Annotated in this window: 18 protein-coding genes and 1 pseudogene; 15 read left to right on the top strand and 4 right to left on the bottom strand. The window is 46.2% G+C overall.

The window, feature by feature from the left end; all coding sequences use genetic code 11:
* Window positions 1-46: 46 nt before the first annotated feature.
* Both LEP1GSC052_RS11600 and LEP1GSC052_RS11595 read left to right on the top strand, forming a co-directional pair.
* Window positions 47-2,995, top strand: a complete 2,949-nt coding sequence (locus LEP1GSC052_RS11600) for a DUF1554 domain-containing protein (RefSeq protein ID WP_010574066.1) — start codon at window positions 47-49, stop codon at window positions 2,993-2,995.
* Between the two features lie 413 nt (window positions 2,996-3,408).
* Entirely contained in the window at window positions 3,409-4,236 is an 828-nt protein-coding gene (locus LEP1GSC052_RS11595) for a hypothetical protein (RefSeq protein ID WP_010574067.1), read from the top strand.
* A 175-nt stretch (window positions 4,237-4,411) separates the two neighbouring features.
* Here LEP1GSC052_RS11595 and thiL read toward each other — a convergent pair whose 3' ends face one another.
* A complete protein-coding gene (gene thiL / locus LEP1GSC052_RS11590) occupies window positions 4,412-5,338 on the bottom strand; it encodes a thiamine-phosphate kinase (RefSeq protein WP_010574068.1) in 927 nt (308 codons plus the stop codon).
* A 41-nt stretch (window positions 5,339-5,379) separates the two neighbouring features.
* Between thiL and LEP1GSC052_RS11585 the strand changes: the two genes are divergently transcribed.
* From LEP1GSC052_RS11585 to mpl17, 7 genes are all read left to right on the top strand, one after another.
* Window positions 5,380-6,009: a YceI family protein gene (locus LEP1GSC052_RS11585; RefSeq protein ID WP_010574069.1), complete on the top strand. Its 630-nt coding sequence runs from the start codon at window positions 5,380-5,382 to the stop codon at window positions 6,007-6,009.
* A 244-nt stretch (window positions 6,010-6,253) separates the two neighbouring features.
* Window positions 6,254-6,703, top strand: a complete 450-nt coding sequence (gene rplM, locus LEP1GSC052_RS11580) for a 50S ribosomal protein L13 (protein ID WP_010574070.1) — start codon at window positions 6,254-6,256, stop codon at window positions 6,701-6,703.
* 10 nt (window positions 6,704-6,713) lie between these two features.
* Window positions 6,714-7,112 (top strand): 30S ribosomal protein S9, encoded by a 399-nt coding sequence (gene rpsI / locus LEP1GSC052_RS11575; protein WP_010574071.1) that lies wholly within the window; start codon window positions 6,714-6,716, stop codon window positions 7,110-7,112.
* 87 nt (window positions 7,113-7,199) lie between these two features.
* A complete protein-coding gene (alaS, locus tag LEP1GSC052_RS11570; protein ID WP_010574072.1) occupies window positions 7,200-9,965 on the top strand; it encodes an alanine--tRNA ligase in 2,766 nt (921 codons plus the stop codon).
* Window positions 9,962-10,453, top strand: a complete 492-nt coding sequence (locus LEP1GSC052_RS11565) for a YajQ family cyclic di-GMP-binding protein (RefSeq protein ID WP_020986223.1) — start codon at window positions 9,962-9,964, stop codon at window positions 10,451-10,453. Before alaS ends, LEP1GSC052_RS11565 begins: the two co-directional genes overlap by 4 nt.
* A gap of 104 nt (window positions 10,454-10,557) precedes the next feature.
* Window positions 10,558-11,106, top strand: a complete 549-nt coding sequence (locus tag LEP1GSC052_RS11560; protein ID WP_020985833.1) for a Uma2 family endonuclease — start codon at window positions 10,558-10,560, stop codon at window positions 11,104-11,106.
* Between the two features lie 66 nt (window positions 11,107-11,172).
* Window positions 11,173-11,568, top strand: a complete 396-nt coding sequence (gene mpl17 / locus LEP1GSC052_RS11555; protein ID WP_010574076.1) for a cell surface protein MPL17 — start codon at window positions 11,173-11,175, stop codon at window positions 11,566-11,568.
* Window positions 11,569-11,619: 51 nt separating this feature from the next.
* Here mpl17 and LEP1GSC052_RS11550 read toward each other — a convergent pair whose 3' ends face one another.
* Both LEP1GSC052_RS11550 and LEP1GSC052_RS11545 read right to left on the bottom strand, forming a co-directional pair.
* Entirely contained in the window at window positions 11,620-12,054 is a 435-nt protein-coding gene (locus LEP1GSC052_RS11550; RefSeq protein WP_010574077.1) for a lipoprotein, read from the bottom strand.
* Window positions 12,051-12,779: a hypothetical protein gene (locus tag LEP1GSC052_RS11545; protein WP_020986732.1), complete on the bottom strand. Its 729-nt coding sequence runs from the start codon at window positions 12,777-12,779 to the stop codon at window positions 12,051-12,053. The genes LEP1GSC052_RS11550 and LEP1GSC052_RS11545 overlap by 4 nt, the downstream gene beginning before the upstream one ends.
* A gap of 91 nt (window positions 12,780-12,870) precedes the next feature.
* Here LEP1GSC052_RS11545 and LEP1GSC052_RS11540 point away from each other — a divergent pair, with 91 nt between their 5' ends.
* From LEP1GSC052_RS11540 to LEP1GSC052_RS11515, 6 genes and pseudogenes are all read left to right on the top strand, one after another.
* Window positions 12,871-14,454, top strand: a complete 1,584-nt coding sequence (locus tag LEP1GSC052_RS11540) for a M16 family metallopeptidase (RefSeq protein WP_010574078.1) — start codon at window positions 12,871-12,873, stop codon at window positions 14,452-14,454.
* A 123-nt stretch (window positions 14,455-14,577) separates the two neighbouring features.
* Window positions 14,578-16,020: pseudogene (locus LEP1GSC052_RS11535) on the top strand (M16 family metallopeptidase); the annotation flags it as partial.
* Window positions 16,020-16,847, top strand: a complete 828-nt coding sequence (locus LEP1GSC052_RS11530; RefSeq protein WP_020986782.1) for an MBL fold metallo-hydrolase — start codon at window positions 16,020-16,022, stop codon at window positions 16,845-16,847. The pseudogene LEP1GSC052_RS11535 and the gene LEP1GSC052_RS11530, both read left to right, overlap by 1 nt.
* Window positions 16,844-17,530: an O-methyltransferase gene (locus tag LEP1GSC052_RS11525; RefSeq protein WP_020986475.1), complete on the top strand. Its 687-nt coding sequence runs from the start codon at window positions 16,844-16,846 to the stop codon at window positions 17,528-17,530. Before LEP1GSC052_RS11530 ends, LEP1GSC052_RS11525 begins: the two co-directional genes overlap by 4 nt.
* 78 nt (window positions 17,531-17,608) lie before the next feature.
* Entirely contained in the window at window positions 17,609-18,373 is a 765-nt protein-coding gene (locus LEP1GSC052_RS11520) for a hypothetical protein (protein ID WP_010574081.1), read from the top strand.
* Window positions 18,373-19,782, top strand: a complete 1,410-nt coding sequence (locus LEP1GSC052_RS11515; protein ID WP_010574082.1) for an N-acetylmuramoyl-L-alanine amidase — start codon at window positions 18,373-18,375, stop codon at window positions 19,780-19,782. The genes LEP1GSC052_RS11520 and LEP1GSC052_RS11515 overlap by 1 nt, the downstream gene beginning before the upstream one ends.
* A 121-nt stretch (window positions 19,783-19,903) precedes the next feature.
* Here the strand turns inward: LEP1GSC052_RS11515 and LEP1GSC052_RS20725 are convergent, their stop codons facing one another.
* Window positions 19,904-20,515: an Lcl C-terminal domain-containing protein gene (locus tag LEP1GSC052_RS20725; RefSeq protein WP_010574083.1), complete on the bottom strand. Its 612-nt coding sequence runs from the start codon at window positions 20,513-20,515 to the stop codon at window positions 19,904-19,906.
* Window position 20,516: the final 1 nt, after the last annotated feature.

The following is a 20,516-nucleotide window of genomic DNA, read 5'->3' as shown; positions in this document are numbered from 1 at the left end:
CGTCGAAGGTTAGAATACAATAATAAAGATCGGATTTGAAAATCGTATGACTCAAGCAATGTCCTCCAAACTCTTTCCCCGAATTCTAGTTAAGTTCTTATTTCATCCTTTTTTCGTTCTTATCCTTTTACTTACGATTGTCTCTTGTAAAAAAGTCAGCGACGCAGCGAGTTACACCCTTTTCGGAATCAGCGAACAACTCGCAAACGTCTTTCAAACTCCGACCGGAGTTCCGATCACTCTTCCGGCGGGGCTGGTGGCAGGATGCCCTTCGGGAACGTCGAATTCGATTCTTGCGATCGGTAACTGTTTCGACGACGGGAAGGACAAATCCATTTCCGGTTTTATCGTTACGAAGTCGGGCGGTTCCAGTTGTTCGGTTCCGGACAATTACAGTCCGACGCTCGCGTTAAACACATTGCTTTCCTTTTTGGCGAACGATTCCACGTCCGCGGAATCTCCGCCTCCGAGTCCTACGTTCGCGTCTTACAGTTTGATCACTCTCGGTTCGGTGAACTCGGGAGTTCAGTCCGCGCGTTTTATTCTTCAAACGTCCCAATCCAGAAGTACGGAATGGGTTCGTAACGAAATCCAAAGAAAGGTCTTCAACGATAATTCTCAGTCGATCGGAACCACCATCGACGCTTCCACGGACACTTCGTTTATCGTTACGATTCGAGTGACCGCAACGGGAAGCAGTTGTACTTCCACGGTGGATACGAAATACGAAGTTACGGTCGTACGGGCGGGAGCTTGGGACGCCTATTCGTCGTTAGTCGATGGAAATTTGGGCGGAGGAGGTTCTTCTCCTCCCGATTTAAGAAACGTTTCCTGTACGTGGAGAGAAACCTTTCCTACAAAGGCTCCTCCGAAAGCGGACTTTCTTTTTGTGATCGACAACTCGGATACGATGACTCCGATTCAAACCGCGGTCAAAGCGAAGATGGTCGCGTTCTTCGATCGTGTTGCCACCCTCGGCTTGGACGCGAGAATTTCCGTGATCACCACGGATAGTTGGAAACTTCAATCCCCTTCGGGAGATACGGGAGAATGGTTGGACGTAAGTTCTTCCACGGATCGGACCACGTTCACGGACACGTTAAACGCCATTGGCAACAACGGAAGCCAGTTCGAGTCCGGGATTTTTATGGCCACAAGAGCGCTGATGAACTCGAGTTCCGGCGGTTCGAAATGTACTTCTTCTCAGCCGTATTGTTCTTCGAGCGGAAGAACTACAAACGGAGACAAATGTTCGATCACTTCGGTCGCCGCTCAAGATCCTTGCAACGGCACAAATCAAAACGCTTGGAGTAAGAAGGTTGGTTTGGGAAGAAGTTCCGTTCCCACTGCGGTCATCATCATCACCGACGAAGGCGACATGTACAATCACTGGGAAAGTTATAACTATTCCATAGGAACGTCGTCCGTTCCTTGGGGACCTTTGGATAGTCCGAGTTCTTTCCCCGCGAATCGTTCCGTTACGTTTCCCGCAAGTCCGTTGTATTACAACGCGGGAAGTTCGGGAACTCCGGTTCTCGGAACGGGAAGAACCTACACGGACTTCTTGGATTCTTTGAGAAACACTACGACCGGCGCGACCGGAACCGCGAGCATCAATTCCATCTTGAATCTTTTTGCCGATCGCGCGAACACGAAGATATACGGAATCGTGGCCCTCAATTCGCAAAGCAACGATTATGCGACGATCGACGTTTCTAAAAGTATAGACTCGAGCGTTTATACGGGCGTTACGTTGACCAACTTTCATACCAAAACGGAAGTTTTCTGTAAGGGAGAAATCACAAGTTCGACGCAGTGGGCGACGAGCGGTCAGGTCGCTCATTATAGAACTCTCGCGAATATCGGAACGGCCACTCTCACCAATCAGCTGTTGAATACACCGAACAACCTCGGGCGCGACGATATGGTTTATTCTTTGAAGGACGTGGCCTCCACGAGCGGAGGAAGCGTTACCTCGATCTGCGGGACCTCGGTGAGTATTAGCAATTTCTTAAATTCGATCGTAGACAATATGGTGACCCTGCAAGGCGGATATCCATTAGGAAAATATGATGCAACTTGGAACCGCACATACACTTCCGGAAATCCGAATACTGCCTTGTATCCAACCGGTTCCGCTCCGACGACCGGAAATATTTCTCCGGGTAGCGTGAAGTTGTATTCGATCGCGGATACGAGATCGATCGACGGTTCCGATTTTATCGCGGGCAATCTGGTTCCGACCGGAACACAAACGGCCACGAATTCCACCGGTTATAGTTATACGATGATCAGCGGCAACGTGGTGTTTACGAAATATTCCGGGTTTACCAATCTTCCCGCGAGTGCGAGCGGCAATCGGGTTCTCGGCGTGGAATACAAATACACTTGGAGAGATACTACGACGGCCGGAAACACGAACACAACCGTCGGTTCGACTGCGAATTGTCCGGCTTATCCGATCGCGTTAGCCGACACACCGGCTCCCGTAACTCCCATCAGTAGAAGAATTTTCGTTACGGCATCGACGCATAACGGTAATTTCGGAGCCGACGAATCGGCCGCCGTGACTTCTGCGGATGCGTTTTGTAACGCGGATGCGAACAAACCTTCGACCGGAACTTACAAAGCCCTTCTTTGGGTGGGAACGACGAGAAATCCGAGCGTAACCGATTGGCCCTTGAAGTCCAAGGTTTCTTATTTCCAAGCGGGGAACAACCGGACTTGGGTCGGAACTACGGACATCAATAAAAAGTTTCCGTTTCCTTTGATCGCGGGAATCGGAAACGCCGCCGATGGAATTTGGACCGGAATCACCGTTACGGGAACCGGGCCTTGGACTTGGGCGGAATCCGCAAATACCTGTTCGACTTTTACGAGCACGACTGGAAACGGAGCGACTGCGACCGCAAATGGAACTACTCCGATCAGCATCGACGATGGCGCCGGTGATTCCTGTGGGAATTCCAAAAAACTGTACTGTGTAGAACAGTAGATTGTCAGGATCGATTCGGATCAGATCGAAACTTTTAGTTTCGGCTTGATCCTAGGCTCGTCCAAGTTTGTTCCGTAATATTCGCAGGGAAGAATATTCTAAACATTGAATATAGTTTCGTGACGAAAGCCGTTCGTTCGAGAAATTGTGTCCGAGCGCATCGCGCGCCGGAAACTTTTGAGAATTGATTCCTTCCCGATAAAGATAGAATGAAAGATCACTCACCTTTTTATTGGAGCGAAATGTTATATTCTTCTTACCAGAAAAGACGGACATCGATCGTATCAATAAAAAATAATTTTTGAATCTTTGAATTCATTCTTCGAAGAAATCTTTTGTTAAAAAATCCGTTATTGATTGCGAATCGAAAATCGTTTTCTTACTTTTGACAAAAATAAAATAGTAGGAAAACAATGAAACTGTTGAAACTCATTTTCACTTTAGTTGCAAGCTTTCTGGTGATCGAGCTCGGGGCTCAAGACAATCAGTCTTCCGGGAACACGAACAATCGTCCAAGCGGAAACTACGAAAATAGCAATTGGTCGATTCAATACGGATTCGGAGCGGGAAGCGCGACGTATTCCGAACAATCCTCAAGCAGCGGTTCTTCCGCGCTTTTACCCCTTCTTTTGACTTCCGGTTCTTCAAGTTCGTCCAGCTCTTCTTCGAACTTGTTGCTTCCCTTGCTTCTTTCTTCCGGTTCTTCGAAACAGCAGTATTCGGGTTCGACATATCACGGAAGATTTTACGCGGAATATCTTCCCGGTAATTTCGGTTTGTTGTTCGGTATGTCGAACACGGTTTTCGATTTAAAAGCGAAAGCCAATCCGACGGATCAACTACTGCCGCTTTTACTCATTCAAAGTATGACGGGTTCCAGTTCTTCTTCGTCTTCTTCCTCGTCTTCGTTGACCACGATCTTATTGCTCAGCGCTTTGGATTCCGGCTCGGCTGCGAAGATTCAAGACAGCATCACTTATCTCGATATAGGCCCGACGTTTCATGCGAGACCCCGCAAAACGTTCGATCCGTATCTCGCCTTGGGAATCGGTGCGGGTAGTTGTTCCGGAAATTGTTATTCTTATCGCGGTTACGCGAAACTCGGTTTGAGAGTGAACTTCGGAGGAGGTTATATCTTCTTGGAAGGAGAACAATCTCACGCGGAAGTTAGAATCGGAAAAGTTTCATCGGATCCGATTAAAAATCAGATCGGAATTTTCGGTTTCGGTTTATATCTCTGATATTTCCTAAGCCGATTTAACAAATAAAACATCCGAATCGAATCTTCTCAATCAAGAATGTTTGATTCGGATTTTGATCGGCTTTGATTCGAAGCGGCGAATACTTGTGACGGCTTTTACGAGTTCGTCCGGTTATGCCTTGTCGGCGTAGCGAATCAAACGACCTCATACTTCCTTAAAAATGTTCAAAGCCAGGATAACGGAAAGTCGTTTCCGTTTCGGACGCGTTAAAATACTTTACGCCTTTCCAATCGCTCACTGCGGTTCCAATCTTCGTCAAAGCAATTCCGCCTAACGTGTTCGGTAAAACCTCGGGACTTAAGAATAAAAGTTCCAATTCTTCCCCGGAACCGAGCGCTTCTTCCAGACTGAGAAATCCCGAGGATTTTTCGGGAAGAGGAATCCGATCCAATTCGATTTTTAATCCGACTTCCGAAGAAGAAGCGAGTTTCGGAAGATCCTGCAAAAGCCCGTCCGTAAGATCCATACAACAGGAAACTTGAAAGTGTTTGGAAAGTTCCCGCGCGACGTTCAATCTCGATTTGGGCGTGAGATGTCTTTCTAGGGCTCGGCTTCGGAGAGGTTCGGGAACTTCCAGACGTTCGTTTAAAAGTTTGTAACCGAGTTGAGAAAGTCCGACGGAACCGGTGAGATATAAAAAATCCCCATTCTTCCCTCCGGATCGTTTCCAAGCCTGCGTCGTAACTCCGACCAAGGTCAAAGTCAGATTCAAAGAAGGGGATCGATAGGTGTCCCCGCCGCAAAGTGTAATATTATAAGATTCTAATGTTTTTTGCAAGGTTTCGGAAAAGGGGAGAATCCATTCTTCCTTGGAACAAGCCGCGCTGAGTCCCAAGTTGAGAAAGGCTTGGGTCGGAACTCCGCCGCCCGCCGCGATGTCCGAGACGTTGACTTCCACCAGTTTTTTTGCGATTTCTTTCGGGCCGCTCCATTCCGTTCTAAAATGGGTTCCTTCGCAGATCGTATCGGTGGTGAAGATCCGACCTTCTTCGTCCAGATAACAGTCGTCAGTCTGTATGTTTCCCGGCGGATAGAGGACGCGGATGATTTCCGATTCTTTCAAAATTGAATTTTCCTTCAAAAACCTTGACTTTCTTTGATTTCGGGTCAGTCTGAAAGACTATGAAACGAATCATTCTATTCTATTGTTTGATCCTACTTCCTTTTGTCGCCGGATTTTCGGAAGAACCGGCCAAAAACCAAACCTGCAATTACTCGTATGATCACGCGAGCACCAAGTTCGGTTGGAAGGCGTTTAAGTTTACGGAAAAGACCGGGGTCGGAGGTTCCTTTGACAAGATCGAAGTGGTCGGACCTACGGCCGGAAATTCTCTCGAAAAGGTCTTGAAAGGAATCAAATTCACGATCGATCCGAACACGGTCAATTCGGGGAACAACGACAGAGACGCTAAGATCAAGTCCGCATTCTTTTATCCCTTGAAGAAGAATGGAAAGATCGAGGGCAAGGTCGTTTCCGTGGAGTTGAATTCCGACAAAACTTCCGGAAAGGGCGCGATCGAACTCAAATTCAACGGAGTAACCAAGAAGTTGGACGTAAATTTTACGATCCAAGAAGGAAATCGCCTGGAAGCGAATTCCAAACTGGAACTCGGCGATTTCAAAGCGCTTTCTGCGGTCGATGCGCTCAACCTTGTATGCAAGGATTTGCATAAAGGAAAGGACGGAGTCACCAAACTTTGGTCGGAAGTAGAACTTACGATTTCTACTCAGCTCAAAGCGGATTGCAAATAAGTAGAATTTTGTGGGAACTCCTGCGACCGATTCGGTTTATGGAGTTCGGTATTTCTCCTTCGGTGGAGAATCGTATGAGTTCCTACATTTTGGAAATCTCTGATTAGTCGTAAAGATTCCGCGATGTATGAGTTCCCACAAACTCCAAAAAACAGGTTCAAACGGCCTCTTTCCGGTACTTTGGCTCTTTTTTCTTGACTTTGGGGGTTAAGGCGAAAATCTGGCTCCTACAGGACGATTTTTCATGTCAGTATTATCAAAAGCGCATAAAACTCCTTCTCTTACGAAAGAAAATGCCGTAAAAGGCTGGTTCGTAGTGGATGCCGAAGGAAAAACCTTAGGAAGACTCGCTTCCGGGATCGCCGCAAGACTTCGCGGAAAACACAAAGCAACTTTTACTCCGAATCAAGATTGCGGAGACAATATCATCGTTATCAACGCTTCCAAAGTGAAAGTAACCGGTAACAAAGAAACTCAGAAAATGTATTATCATCACTCTCGTTATCCGGGTGGGATGACCGAAACCGTTTTCAAAGATCTGATCGCAAAACAACCTGAAAAGGTGATCTACGAGGCCGTAAAAGGAATGCTTCCAAAAAGCAAACTCGGAGATAAAATGCTCACCCATTGCAAAATTTTCTCGGGTGCTGAACACAACCTCCAGGCACAAAAGCCTGTGAAACTGGAAATCTAAGGAGACCTGAATGGCACCCGCAAAAGAAATCTGGGCAGTAGGAAGAAGAAAAACCTCCGTTGCCCGCGCAAAAATCAAAGAAGGTTCCGGTAAAATCACCGTAAACCACAAAGACATCAAAGATTATCTTCAAAACCGTAAAGCGATTATCGAAGAAGCGGTTCGTCCTCTTTCTCTTCTGAACGTTCAAGACAAGTATGATCTGAATCTGAACGTAAGCGGAGGAGGAATCACCGGACAAGTCGGAGCGATCCGTCACGCGGTTGCAAGAGCGATCTGCAGAATCAAACCGGAGTTCCGTCCAGCCGTTAAGAAAGAAGGATTCTTAACCAGAGATCCAAGAATGGTGGAAAGAAAGAAATACGGTCTTCACAAAGCGAGAAGAGGAACTCAGTTCTCCAAACGTTAAGTTTCTTTTTCATTTCATTTCGTTTTTTGAAATGCCTGAATCTCTTTCGTCCGAGAGCTTCAGGCATTTTTTGATTTTAGAGGTATCATGAAACGCCAATCCGTAGCGGAAATCCGCGAAATCTTTTTAAACTACTTCAAGGACAAGGCTCACAGCGTAGTTCCGTCTTCTTCTCTGCTTCCCGCAGGAGATCCTACACTTCTTTTTACCACGGCCGGAATGGTTCAGTTCAAACCGCTTTTTACCGGCGCCGTCGAACTTCCTTATACGAGAGCGACTTCCTGTCAAAAATGTTTGCGGACCACCGACCTTGAAGTTGTCGGAAGAACGGAACGTCATTGCACCTTTTTCGAAATGCTCGGAAACTTCAGCTTCGGAGATTATTTTAAGGAAGAGGCGATTTCATACGCGCTCGATTGTTCGGTCAATCACTTGGGCTTTGACAAGGATAAAATTTGGGTCACCGTTTATACGGACGACGACGAAGCCGAAAAAATCTGGCTGGAAAAGGGAATTCCCAAAGAGCGCATAACGCGTCTCGGAAAAAAGGACAACTTTTGGGGACCGGCCGGAGACAGCGGGGCTTGCGGACCTTGTTCGGAACTTTATCTCGATCGTGGAATTGAAAAAGGCGGACCGGATTGTGCAACGAGCGGAACCTGCAGACCGGGTTGCGACTGCGATCGTTTTTTAGAATTTTGGAATATAGTTTTCAATCAGTTCAATCAAGACACGGAAGGAAATCTCCATCCGCTCAAACAAACGGGAATCGATACCGGTTCCGGTTTGGAACGAGTCGCCTTATTATTGCAAGGCGCCGATTCCGTATACGACACGGACGAACTCAGAAAGATCATTTCCTTTTACGAAGAATTATCCGGTATCACGTACACGAACGAAAACAAAACTCCGTTCCGCGTCGTAACCGATCATATCCGTTCGGTTCTTTTTTCGATCGGAGACGGAATTTATCCGGACAGAACGGGAAGAGGATACGTAATCCGCCGTTTGATTCGTCGTGCGACACTTTTTGGAAGAAAGCTGAATTTTAGAGAACCGTTTCTTTACAAACTCGTGGATAAGGTAGTCGAGATCTATAAGCTGCGTTATCCGGAACTCGGTAAAAACGCGAAGGCGATTCAAAAAACGATTCTCGCGGAAGAAGAACTTTTCTTAAAAACCTTGGAACTCGGACTCGAAAAGATCGAATCCCTTGTCGCAAAAACGAAAGCGAACGGAAAGACGATCTTTTCCGGAGCGGACGCGTTCTTGCTCTACGGGACGTACGGTTTTCCTGCGGAGATGACCGAAGAAATCGTAGCCGAGCAAGGACTCGATTTCGACAAAAAAGGATTTCAGGAAGAACTCGAAAAAGACAGACAAGTTTCCAGAGAATCTTGGAAGGCCAACAAGGTTTCGTTGATGACCGGACAATCCGTCGAAAAAACGGAATTTTTGGGATATTCTTCCGTATTAGAAAAAGGGGATATTACACATTTATTCTTTGATAATAAACCCGCTTCTTCCCTGAAGGAAGGTCAAACGGGTGCGATCGTATTAAACCGAACTCCTTTTTATCCCGAAGGCGGAGGCCAGGTCGGCGACACCGGGTTTCTTCGTCAGGGAAAAAACGTATTCAAGGTTTTGGATACACAAAAGGAAAACGACAGCATCATTCATTTCGGAGAGGTTCTCAGCGGAGAATTTTCAGCCGGTCAGGAACTCGAGGCCGAAGTCGAAACGACTCGAAGAGAACGATTGAGATACCATCACTCCGGAACTCACTTGTTAAACGGAGCGCTTCGAAATCTTCTCGGAGATCACGTTCTTCAAAAAGGTTCGATCGTTTCTCCCGAATATCTTCGTTTCGATTTTTCTCACCCGTCCGCGTTAACCGCCGATGAAATTCGCAAGATCGAATCCTGGGTCAACGAATCGATCCGCAAGGATTTTCAAGTGGAAACTAAGGAGCTCGGAATCGACGACGCCAAAAAAACCGGAGCCGTTGCGACCTTCGGAGAAAAATACGGGGATCGTGTTCGAGTCGTTCAGATGGGAGACGCTTCCGTGGAATTCTGCGGAGGAACACACGTTTCTCATACGGGAGAAATCGGTTTCTTCTTTATCAAAAAAGAATCTTCACCGGGGGCGGGAAACCGTCGTATCGAAGGCGTCTGCGGTCCCGCTGTGATCGAAACGTTTCAGAATCGATTTGCCGAACTCACGGAGTCCGTGCAGAACTTAAATCTAAAAATCAAATCGGAGTTAGGCGGAGAAGGTTCTCCAATTCTCGTGAACTCGAACGTTCCCGGTCCCGATGAGATTCGGGAAAAACTCGAGAAGGAAGGCGCGACCGCGGTCACATTCTTCCGTGATCTTTCCGAAAAGATTTCTTCTCAGATCGAAGAAAGTATGTCCGCATTCTTAAAAATGAAAAAGAATTTGGAATCGAGAGACTTTGAGAACAACGCGTCCGTGATCGAAAAAGTGTTTTCTTCCTCCGTCGATACGGGAGCGGGCAAGATCGTTTCCGCGATCTTCGAAGACAAGGATCCGAATTCTTTAAAAGGTCTTTCCGATAACCTAAAGGTCCGCGAAAAAAATCTTCTCGTGATTCTCGGAAGCAGAAACGCGGAGAACGCAAGCGTCGTAATCACTTGTTCTTCCGATCTCGTTTCCAAAGGAATTCACTGCGGGAATCTCGTCAAGGTCGCCTGCGAAGTGTTAGGCGGTAAGGGCGGGGGCAAACCCGATATGGCTCAAGGCGGAGGCAAAGAGAAACAAAATCTCGAGTCCGCGATTTCCGGAGCCGTGAACGAAGCAAAACAAATCTTAACCGGAGAAAGAGTATGAGCGATCCGTCCTTTGACGTGGTTTCCGAGATCAGTAGACCCGAGTTGACCAACGCGGTGACTCAGGCCCTTGGAGAAATTAAAAATCGTTTTGATTTTAAGGGCTCCAAATCCGACATCCAACTCGAAGACGAACAACTCGTTTTAACTTCGGATAACGAAGCGAAGTTGGAAAGTGTGATCGACGTTCTCGTTTCGAAGATGGCCAAACGCGGAATCGGCTTAAAAAACTTCGACTTCAAATCCAAGATCGAACCCGCGACCGGCGGAACCGTTCGTATGAAAGTGAAAATCCGCAAGGGAATGGAAAAGGAACAAACCAAGGAAGTGACGAAACTCATCAAGGATTCCAAACTCAAGGTAAACGTTACGATCATGGGAGAATCCGTCCGGGTCACCGGCAAAAAAAAGGACGATCTTCAGGAAGTGATTCATCTGTTAAAAACCTCCGATCTTCCGTTCGACGTTCAATTTACGAACTACAAATAATCCGCTTCTTCTTGACAGAGTGGAAACGCTCTGTCAAAATCTGCAACTAAACAGAAACCTAAATTCTTGGATTTGAAAACGAATCCGAGACCTGAGTTCCCACTATGCCTATGACCGATTTAAAAACGGATAAGGACTTCGCCGAACTTCCGGAAGGAACCTTGGCGGAGCTTTTGGATGGTGAGATAATTATGGTTCCAGCTCCGATCCCCGAGCATCAAAGAGTCATTCGTAAATTTTCGAATGCTCTATCCACATTTGTAGAACGTAACCAACTTGGAGAAATCTTCTTTTCCCCGATCGACGTGTTTCTTGACGAACACAACGTGGTCCAACCGGATCTTGTTTATATTTCCAAAGCAAACCGTTCTTTGATCGGAGAAAAAAGAATCGAAGGCGCGCCCGATTGGGTCGCCGAAATTCTTTCCGAAGGAAACGCATACCACGACTTAAAGACTAAAAAGAAACTCTATGAAAAACACGGAGTCTCCGAATACTGGATCGTCGATCCGATGGAACGCTCCGTAGAAGTTTTTTCCAACGGAGAATCCGGATTCAAACTGATCGCGTCCGCTACTTCCGGCAAAATCTCCTCCGTCGTTCTGGATGGATTTTCCATCGAAATCGAACCGCTCTTTACAAGGCCCGAATAACCGAAGATAACCGAACGGAAGAATTCTTTTCTTAAACAAATCGAAGCCCATCCCGGTCAAACTAGTATGAAAAAAATATTCCTCATCTGTGTTTTAGCAAGTTTTGTTTCCTTCGGAATTTCGGCCGAAGACGAAAGTCCCGTTAAATTCAAATTGGAAAAAAGTTTCGGAAATTCCTATCTTCTCAAGATCGTTCATCCGGCTAACTACGGAATTCAAAAGGACGCTCCGCATAAGATTCTTCTCAACGCGGGCAACGGTTTGAAAATCGAAAAAGCGGATCTAAAAGTGAAAGGGAAAACCTCGGAAAAGAAAAAGGAATACCTCGCTTCCGTAGATCCGATTCCGTTAGTCGTAACGGGTAAGGGAGAATTGGAAATTCACGGAAAGATCTATTACTGCAACTTCGACAAGAACATCTGCATTCCCGGCAAAATCCAACAAATAGAAATCATCCAATAGACGAGCGAAAACCGAGGAAGAATTTTTCGTCCGCGATCCGCGCGGTTTCGACTAACGTTTTAGGGAGGACTTTAAACCGGGAGAATTCACCTGGAACAAAAAGTAAGTCTTTCCTTGGATCGAACCGGAATGTTTTACGATTTTTCCTTTGGACTCGACGAGTTCCTTGATGACTACCTTATCGGAAGAACGAAAATTCTCGCCTTTCTCGGCGATCAAAAGATTGATCGCCCGTTTGCGCGCGAGATCCTGAGCGCTGTCCGCGTTGCCTTCCAAAGAAGAAATGACGACTTGAAACGTATCCGAGCTTAAAAAACCTTCGGGCGCTTTCGTAAATTCATCGGCGGCGCCTTCGTTCGATTCTTCTTGGACGGTGGTTTTGTTTTCTTTGGGAGTTTCGTTTTCTGGTTTTTTGGTCGAAGTCGACGAACACTGAATCAGGAATAGGACGGAAAAAGTAAGAACGAAAAGTTGGATCGATTTCATGGAGCCTCCGAAACTTCCTCTTTGGAGATGGGTTTTAAGCCCTTTCGTATAACGTTCGCATACAAATCTTTCTGAATATTTCTATAAATGAAAGTACAATTCGCGGGATCGTTGTAGTCTTCCCGAAAAAGGAACATCGAATTTAAGAACCAAGCGAACGCTCCTCTGTAAACCAAAACGTCCTGCGCCAAAAGTTTCGCCTTTTCCTGATCCTTCGCGGCGCTCTTTGGATCGGGAATCAAAGAAGAGGAACTCGTCGCCGATGCGGCTCCGCTTGTGCTGCTTTGATTTTGATTGGCGGTTGGATTGGTTCCCGTCGCGTTCGTAGCGCTTCCCGAAACGGCGATACTTCCCGGAGCGGTGGAAGCCGAGGTCGTACTCGTAATCTGGCTCGGAAGAGCCGGGGAAGAACTGCTCGATAAATCCGGCATGACCCCGGCGTAGAGACGATCGTTCGATCTGATTTCTTTGAGAAGAATGGAAACTGCGATTTCATCCCGTTTCGTTTCCGCGATCTTTCTGCATTGAGTTCTGAGTTCTTTGATTCCCGCGTCTTTTGCGGGAAGGGGGACCTTGACTAAGATCTGAAAGAATTCTCGGGAAATAAAACCCGTGTCTTGGAAGTTTTCCAGAACCCTTTGTCTGTATTCCGGATCGGCGGGGACACAAGCAAAAAGGAAGAATGGAATGAGAATCGACAAAGATAAAAAACAGATCCGCCGCATGAGACAAGCATTTTCGAAACAGAAGGAAAAGGAAGCAGGATTTTTCCGGGAACTTCTGGACACCAGGTCCTAAAGAGGAAAGACTGTAGCTATGCGTTTTACGAAACCGATTCTTAAACCATTTCCGATTTTCGGAATCTGCGCGCTTCTTTGTAACGTTTCTCTTTACGCGGACGCGACGATTTTTTCCGGTCTTAAAAAATCTTTGGAAGAAAAGACAAAAACCTTTCAGATGGAAAACGGACTTCGCGTTCTGATGATGAAACGGGAGGATTCTCCCACGATCGCGGTTTATACGAAATTTTTAGTCGGTTCCGCCGATGAAACTCCCGAGATCGCGGGCACGGCGCATCTTTTAGAGCACATGCTTTTTAAGGGAACGAAGAACATCGGAACCACGAACTACGAAAAAGAAAAACCGTATCTGGAGCAGATCGCCGTTTGGGGAAAACGTTTGGATTCTCTTCGAATCCAAGAACGAGAGATGAAGGAAAGAGGGGAAGAACCTTCCTCCGAATTTAAGAATCAAATCGAAACCTTAAAAAAAAGATTCGCCGTTCTTCTCGAACTACATCGTAAATTCGTAATTTCTAATGAAGACAATTATATCTATTCGAGAAACGGAGGCGTGGGTTTTAACGCCTACACTTCGAACGACGTAACGAACTATCAGATTCTTCTTCCCGCAAACCGTTTGGAAATCTGGGCCAAACTCGAATCGGACCGTTTGAAAAATCCTATATTAAGAGAATATTATACGGAACGCGAAGTCGTTTTGGAAGAAAGAAGAATGCGGGTCGAAAACAGAGGACTCGGAATTCTCCGCGAAAAATATATGGACGCCGCTTTTCCCGAAGGTCATCCGTATCGAATGCCCGTGATCGGTTACGAAAAGAATCTCGGCTTTTTGGATTTGGAAAAGACGACAGCGTTTTTTAAAAATTATTACGATCCGCAAAGAATGGTGATCGCCGTGGTCGGTTCGTTGGATTTCGACAAGACCGAAAAAATTCTCCGCAGTTATTTCGGAGATTTAAAAAAAGGAAAACCGCAGGCTTTGAAAAAAGTCGCGGACGCGGGCTTTAACGGACCCAAGTTCGTTTCCGTGGTTCATCCGAGCACGCCGTCCAAGATCATCGGCTTTAACAAACCCGCGTTTCCTCATCCGGACGACGCGGTGTTCAGCGTGATCGATACGCTTCTCGCCGAAGGAGAATCCGGAAGGCTGTTTAAAAAATTGGTTCTCGAAGAACAGATCGCACAAGGAGTTTATTGTTGGAACGGAGATCCGGGCGATCGTCTTTCCAATCTGTTTTCCATCTACATCACGAACAATCAAAACGCGGATCAGAAAAAAGTGGAGAATCTCGTTCAAGAAGAATTGGATCGATTGAAGACCGAGCTCATCACGAACGAGGAACTTTTTAAGATCAAAAACCAAATCCTCGGCGGATATTTAAGAGCTTTGGACGACAACGGAAAACTCGCGGACATTCTTTCCTTGTATCAACTTCTTTACGGAGATTGGAAGGAAGTTCTCAAAGGTTACGAGGACTTGGATACGGTAACTCCCGAAGACGTTCAAAGGGTTGCGAAAAAATATTTCGTTCCCGAAAACAGAACGATCGCGGAACTCAATCCTCCTTCCAAAGACGCGAAACTTTCCGAAAAATAAACGATGAACTTCAAAACTATGACTTACAATCCATCCAATCCAAACAAACCGTCCTTTTTCGGACAAAACGAAAAAGCCGGGACGAACGAATCGTTCGCACAAGGCTTATCGAAATCCTCAGTAAAAGTAAGAAATTCTTATATAAGAATATTCTACTATTTGATTCTTTTTTGGCTGACCGGAATCGTTTCTCTCGGAGCCGCTCCGGGGGATTTCGTCAAGAACGTCAAGGTTCCTCCACTCAGTTTCGAATTTCCGGAAGTCCAGACGTTTGCGTCGGGCAAGGGAACCGAGGTTTATTTTTTACCGGGAGAAGAGTTTCCGCTTCGAAATCTGGAGATTCATATCTACGCGGGGGTTTTATCCAATCCGCATCTGGCGCCCGAAGTTCCCGAACTTTTCGTTCAGGCTTGGAAACACGGGGGAATTCCTTCCGCTCCGGGAAGCGCGTTTATAGAAACCCTCGAAGGTTACGGAGCTAAAATCGATACGGACGCCAACTCCGAAAAAATCGTATTCACGATTTCTTATCTTTCCCGGTTTGAAAAGGAGATTCTTCCCCTGGTGAAGGAGTTCATCGCGGCTCCGTTGTTAAGCGAAGAGGGTTTTTCCGTTGCAAAACTGAATCTGGAAGAATCCATCAAAAGAAGAAACGATAAACTTCCCGATATCGCTTATCGTAAAACCGCGGAACTTGTCTATAAGGGAACCGTGCTCGGCAAAAGCGCGCAGTTGGATTCTCTTTCGAAAATTACGTCCAAGGACGTTCGGGATTTTTTCGAGAACACCGTTTCGGTTTCGAGAAGGATCGTTCTTCTTACCGGAGATTTGCAAAGAAAAGATGCGGAACCTTTGATCGCTTCGATTCTCCCTCCGAGAGAAAACGTCCGCGTGGAAAGTCCGGTTCCGATCAATTCTCAAACTTTGAAAAAGAATTTGGATTCTCTTTCGTTTCAGGTTTTGGGCGTGGATAAGGACGCGACTCAAAGTATCGTGATGATGGCGGGGATTCTTCCCGCGCACAAGGATCCGGATTTTTACGCGATCCAACTTACGAACTACATCATCGGAGGCGGCGGTTTTAGTTCTTACTTTATGCAGAGGATCCGTTCCGATCGCGGGCTCGCGTATTCTTCGAACAGTTCCACCTATTTCGAAAAGGATTACGGGGTCGTTTACTTTACGACTCAGACGAAAACGTCCACGACCAAGGAAGTCTACGATCTGATGCGCGAAATATTAAGCGAAGAGACGATCTCCAAAATCACGGTCGAGGAATTGGAGTCGGCCAAACAATCCATCGTGAACCGTTTTATCTTTCAGTTTGCGGATAAGATGGGAATTCTTCACAACTACCTTCGTTTTAAAGAACACGATATGCCCAACGATTATCTGAAGAATTATCGGGATAAGATCCAAGCGGTTACGATCAACGATCTCAGAAGAGTCGGTAAGAAATACTTCGTCCATTCTTCCGCGAAGACGATTCTTACGGGACCGAAAGACATTACAAAAGGATTGAATGAAACCGTAAAACATATCGGACCGGAAGAAAGGATTCCGTAGTGTATTGTAAGTTTCAGCACAAACAATATCAGTTCGAAGGGATTTCCGAAGGGGGAATTCGAACCTCTTTGTATCTTCCTTCCCTGAGTTTGATGTTCGACATAGGAGCTCAGAATCCGAATCGAATCCACTTGGACAATCTTTTATTGACTCATTCTCATCTGGATCATTCTTCCGGATTGCCGTATTATATTTCCCAAAGATCCCTTCGTAAGTTAAAACCTCCGAAGATCTATCTTCCTTCTGCCTTGGAAGAACCGATGCGTAAGATTTTGGATCTTTATTCTCAGATCGAGGATTTTCCGTACGCATACGATATGAAAGCCGTGAATCCCGGAGATAAGATCGATTTGGATCCTCAGCATTTTTTTTCCCCTCACAAAACGTTTCACCGCGTTCCTTCCCAGGGTTATACGATTTATCAAAAAAGAAAAAAACTAAAAAAAGAATTTCAATCCCTTCCCCAAGAGGAATTGAACCTCGCGTTGAAGGAAAAAAAGGAAGTTTCCGAACAAAGCGAAATTCCCGTAATCAGTTTTTCGGGCGATACGAAGATAGAATACGTCCTCGAACACGAGGATGTAGCGAATTCTAATATTCTATTTATTGAATGTACTTACATCGACAAGGAAAGGGACGTAAACAAGGCGAGGGAATGGGGTCATATCCATCTGGACGAGATTATAGGAAATCTTTCCTCCTTTCAAAACGAAAAGATCGTCCTCATCCATTTTTCAAAACGATATTCGATTCCTTATATTCGGGAGATTTTGGACAAAAGGATTCCGAAAGAGGAAAAACATAGATTTCATGCGTTCCTGCCATGAGTAAGGGAAGTCCGCCGGGAAAATACGGAACCTCCGTTTTTTTAAACGGACTTGAGGAACACATCGATAACGAACTGGTTCCTCGTCCGATCGACATTCTTTTTCAAATGGAAGAAGACGCGGCCTCGCTCGGCGTTCCCGTTTTAACTCCGGCTTCCGGATCGGTTCTTCGTTTCCTCGTCGAATCCGAACAACCCGAAGAGATTTTGGAACTCGGCACCGGTTACGGCATTTCGCTTTTTTGGATGGCCTCCGGTTTAAAAAGAACCGCGAAAATTATTTCCTTAGAAAGGGAAATCGATTATATCGGAAGGGTTCGTTCTTATTTAGAAAAACATCCCTTCGGCGATCTTGAAATTCATCTTTTAAAAACGCATTGTCTTCAATATCTCAAGGACGCGGACGAAAATCCGAACGCGGACTGGAAGGGAAAATTCGTATTTATAGATTGCGATAAGGTTTTATATCCGGAGATCTTCCGGATTCTCAAACGTCTTCAACCGGACGTCGCCGTGTTCGATAACGTTCTTTGGCACGGGAGAATTTTCGATCCTTCCAGACAAGCTCCTTCGGACAAAGCGGTTCGAGAGTTTTGGGACGAGGTGAGAAGTTCCGATCTTTCTTATACGCTTTTTCCGGTGGGGGACGGTCTGCTTCAGATTCGATTCCGCGAGAAGCGTTGATTCGACGCGCAAAGCAAGACCCAAAAATAGGACTTGCGTTTTAAGACGCTGTGCTATACTTCCGCGTAGGAGATTCGCATGTCATTAAAAAGTTTCCGATTTTCAATCTTAGTTTTATTCTTCGTTACATTCTCACTAACTGCTCAAACGGCCGGAACCAAAGACGAAAGCAAGGGAAGCGAACTTGCAAACGCGGCTAACGATCCCAAGTATCAAGGCGATTATTTGGAAGAATTTCATTACGCGAGAACTCTCGATTCCACCAAGGAAAGAGTCAAAAACGACATCTACGCCCTCGCGACCGTCACGAAAAATTTCGGATCGACCGTCCAAGGTTCGAACGAGGATCTGAATTCCATCTGGAAACAATACAACGACGCTCTTCATTACTATTACAGAAGACAATACGTGGTCGCCGGAAGAAAGATGCGCGAAACCACGGAGAGTATGGACAAACTCTACAACAAGTTTTCGGATCAGTATAACAAAAGAACCGATCAGCTTTTGGGAGAATGCGCGGATACGATCGTAAGCGTGGAGCAAACGCAAAACGGTCCGGCTCAATCCACCTCGGCTCGTAGCCGCGAGATTTCCGCGAACCATCATAAACTTCAGATCGCCTACTACCAAATGATCCAAGCCGACAGAATGCGCAGGGATTCACGATATAAGGATTCTCTAATACACTTCCGTCTTGCGAAAGAATACGGAATCTCCATTCTCAGCAAACTCAAACCGGAAGAGGAAAGTAAGAACGTCCGCGAAAAATATAAGATAGACCTGAGCGACAACCGGAATATGGTGTATTCCGAAAGCTCGGATAAGGAATCGCAGAAAAAATAGTGAGGCGTCTTCAAAAATTTTCTTCGTTTAACAATTTCATTCTTTTTTACGTCCTGTTTTCGGGGGCGGTCCTCACGGCCGGTCCCGAAAAGGAAGAAGCGGATTCGAATCCGCAGCCGCCGTCTCCATTAAGAATCTTTAAAGTTGTCATCGACCCCGGACACGGAGGCGTCGATCTGAAACCGAAAGAGGACCACGGGGACAAATACGATCCGATCTCGGATAAATATCTGGAACTCTATAAGTCGGGCGCTTCCTCCAAAGGCAGAAAGGAACGCGCGGTCGTATTGGAACTCGCTAAAGAAGTAAAGGAGATTCTCGATCTTACGAAAACTCCGGAAGGTTTCGAAACCTTTAAGTCGTATATGAAGTCGTTTACAAACGACGATCTTCCTTGGATTAAAATCGACTCCGTGATGACGCGTAACGGAAACGCGGAGGAAAAAGAATATTCCGCGAACGAAGATCCGAACGCTCCGTATCGTCTTTTCGATTATCCGGATAAAAAAACGAAGAAGATAAAACAGGGAAGAATTTCGTTTATCAATTCCGAAAAACCGAACTTGGTTCTTTCCCTTCATCTCAATCCGAGTTATAAGGAACATCCCGGCGGTATGGCCGCGGTTCTTTCCCCTTCGTATCGAACCTTTTACGTTTTAAAGGGAATTTCGGAAGGTCGTTACAACGAGGATAAGTTCAACGATTCTCCTTGGGCGGAGTGGATGATCTTCAAGGAAGGTTGGTCCAAACTCGAGAACGCGGTCGCGGACGCTTGGATTTATTTCCACGGTTATTGGCCGAACAAAAGCGGTAAAAAAACGGATCTTTCCGCGTTCGAAGGATATCGCCAAAACATGATTAGCTGGAGATACAAGGACATTCCGGGTTGGGAAGAATTGGCGAAGGCCGGCGGTAAAGGACCGTATTCCAAAAGTCATAAGAACTTCGTTGCCGAAGGAAAATTTTGGGAAAGGGAAAAGGCCGAACCCGAACTATGGAGAAGGGAAGACGGGCGGGAAGGTTTCGGAGGAGACAATCACTACGCTTCCGCGGAGCTGATGCGTTTCGTTCAATACGGTCTTCGTAAAAGAAAGACGGACGAGGATTCTCCCGAACCGGGTCCGATCAACAAACCGTATCTTTCCACTTACGCGCTTCCCACCTTTATCAACGCGATCTCCGCTTATTTAGAAATCGGTTATATAGATAAGGAAAAGGATATGATCTTGATGACCAAACGAAAGAAGGACGTCGCGATTTCGCTCGCGGCGGGAATCTATTCTCTGGCGCACGGGATCAAGATCAAACAACAGGATTATCCTTACGTTCCCGTTGGAAAGAAGATCAATTGGAAACGATACGAAAATCTAAAAGACGGGAAGAATTACTTTCAGATCGTGAGCGATTGAGGGCGGATCGATTTCGACTAACGTTTCGAACGAGGGCCTGATAAAAAAAGAGTATGCCGGAAGGGATTCGGCATACTCCAAGTGTTTTCTCGTTTGCTTACGATTGCTTGTCCTTTCGAAATTAAGGTCCGCTTACGCATCGCACGTAAGCTGTGGTCGCGTCGCTTTTTAAAAACTCGATCACGCCCCCCATTCTAAAATCAACGATGTACGCCATTTTACGATATTTCGTGTTTTGAGGGATCTGATACGTATTGTCGTTCCCGGCAACGGAAGAGACTATATGTACCTGCGGGTCCGTATCCGGATCTGTCGGGGCGAGGTTCGGACTTGTGCCCGTCGAAATTCCCGAAGTGGAAGTCCAATAAAATGCGCCTTGGGTGTTCGGAAAAGCGACGATGTTGATGATGGGATTGGACGTTCTTCCGTGATCCACCAAGCTGATCAACTCTTTGATCTTCGGCAATCTCCAGACGCGTCCGCCTAGTCCAAGCGAATTACAGTAAGCGAGCGCCGCGGACCAGTTGGATGTGGTCGCTACCGAAACGCTGCAATTGGTCGGATCTTGTCCCCTCGAACACTTTTGCCAGACGAGCCCGCTACCCGAGGTGACCGTTCCGTTTAGGTTATCCGTAAAAGGTCCGTCCAAAGGAAGAACGGGAAACGCTGAACCTAAAAGAATAAATCCAGCTATCGTTTTTAATATTAAAAATTTATTAAATTCTATTTTCATG

It is taken from the genome of Leptospira kmetyi serovar Malaysia str. Bejo-Iso9 (assembly GCF_000243735.2).
Taxonomy (GTDB): Bacteria; Spirochaetota; Leptospiria; order Leptospirales; family Leptospiraceae; genus Leptospira; species Leptospira kmetyi.
The sequence above is the reverse complement of the archived record's forward strand: the minus strand, read 5'-3'. Positions and strand labels throughout refer to the sequence as shown.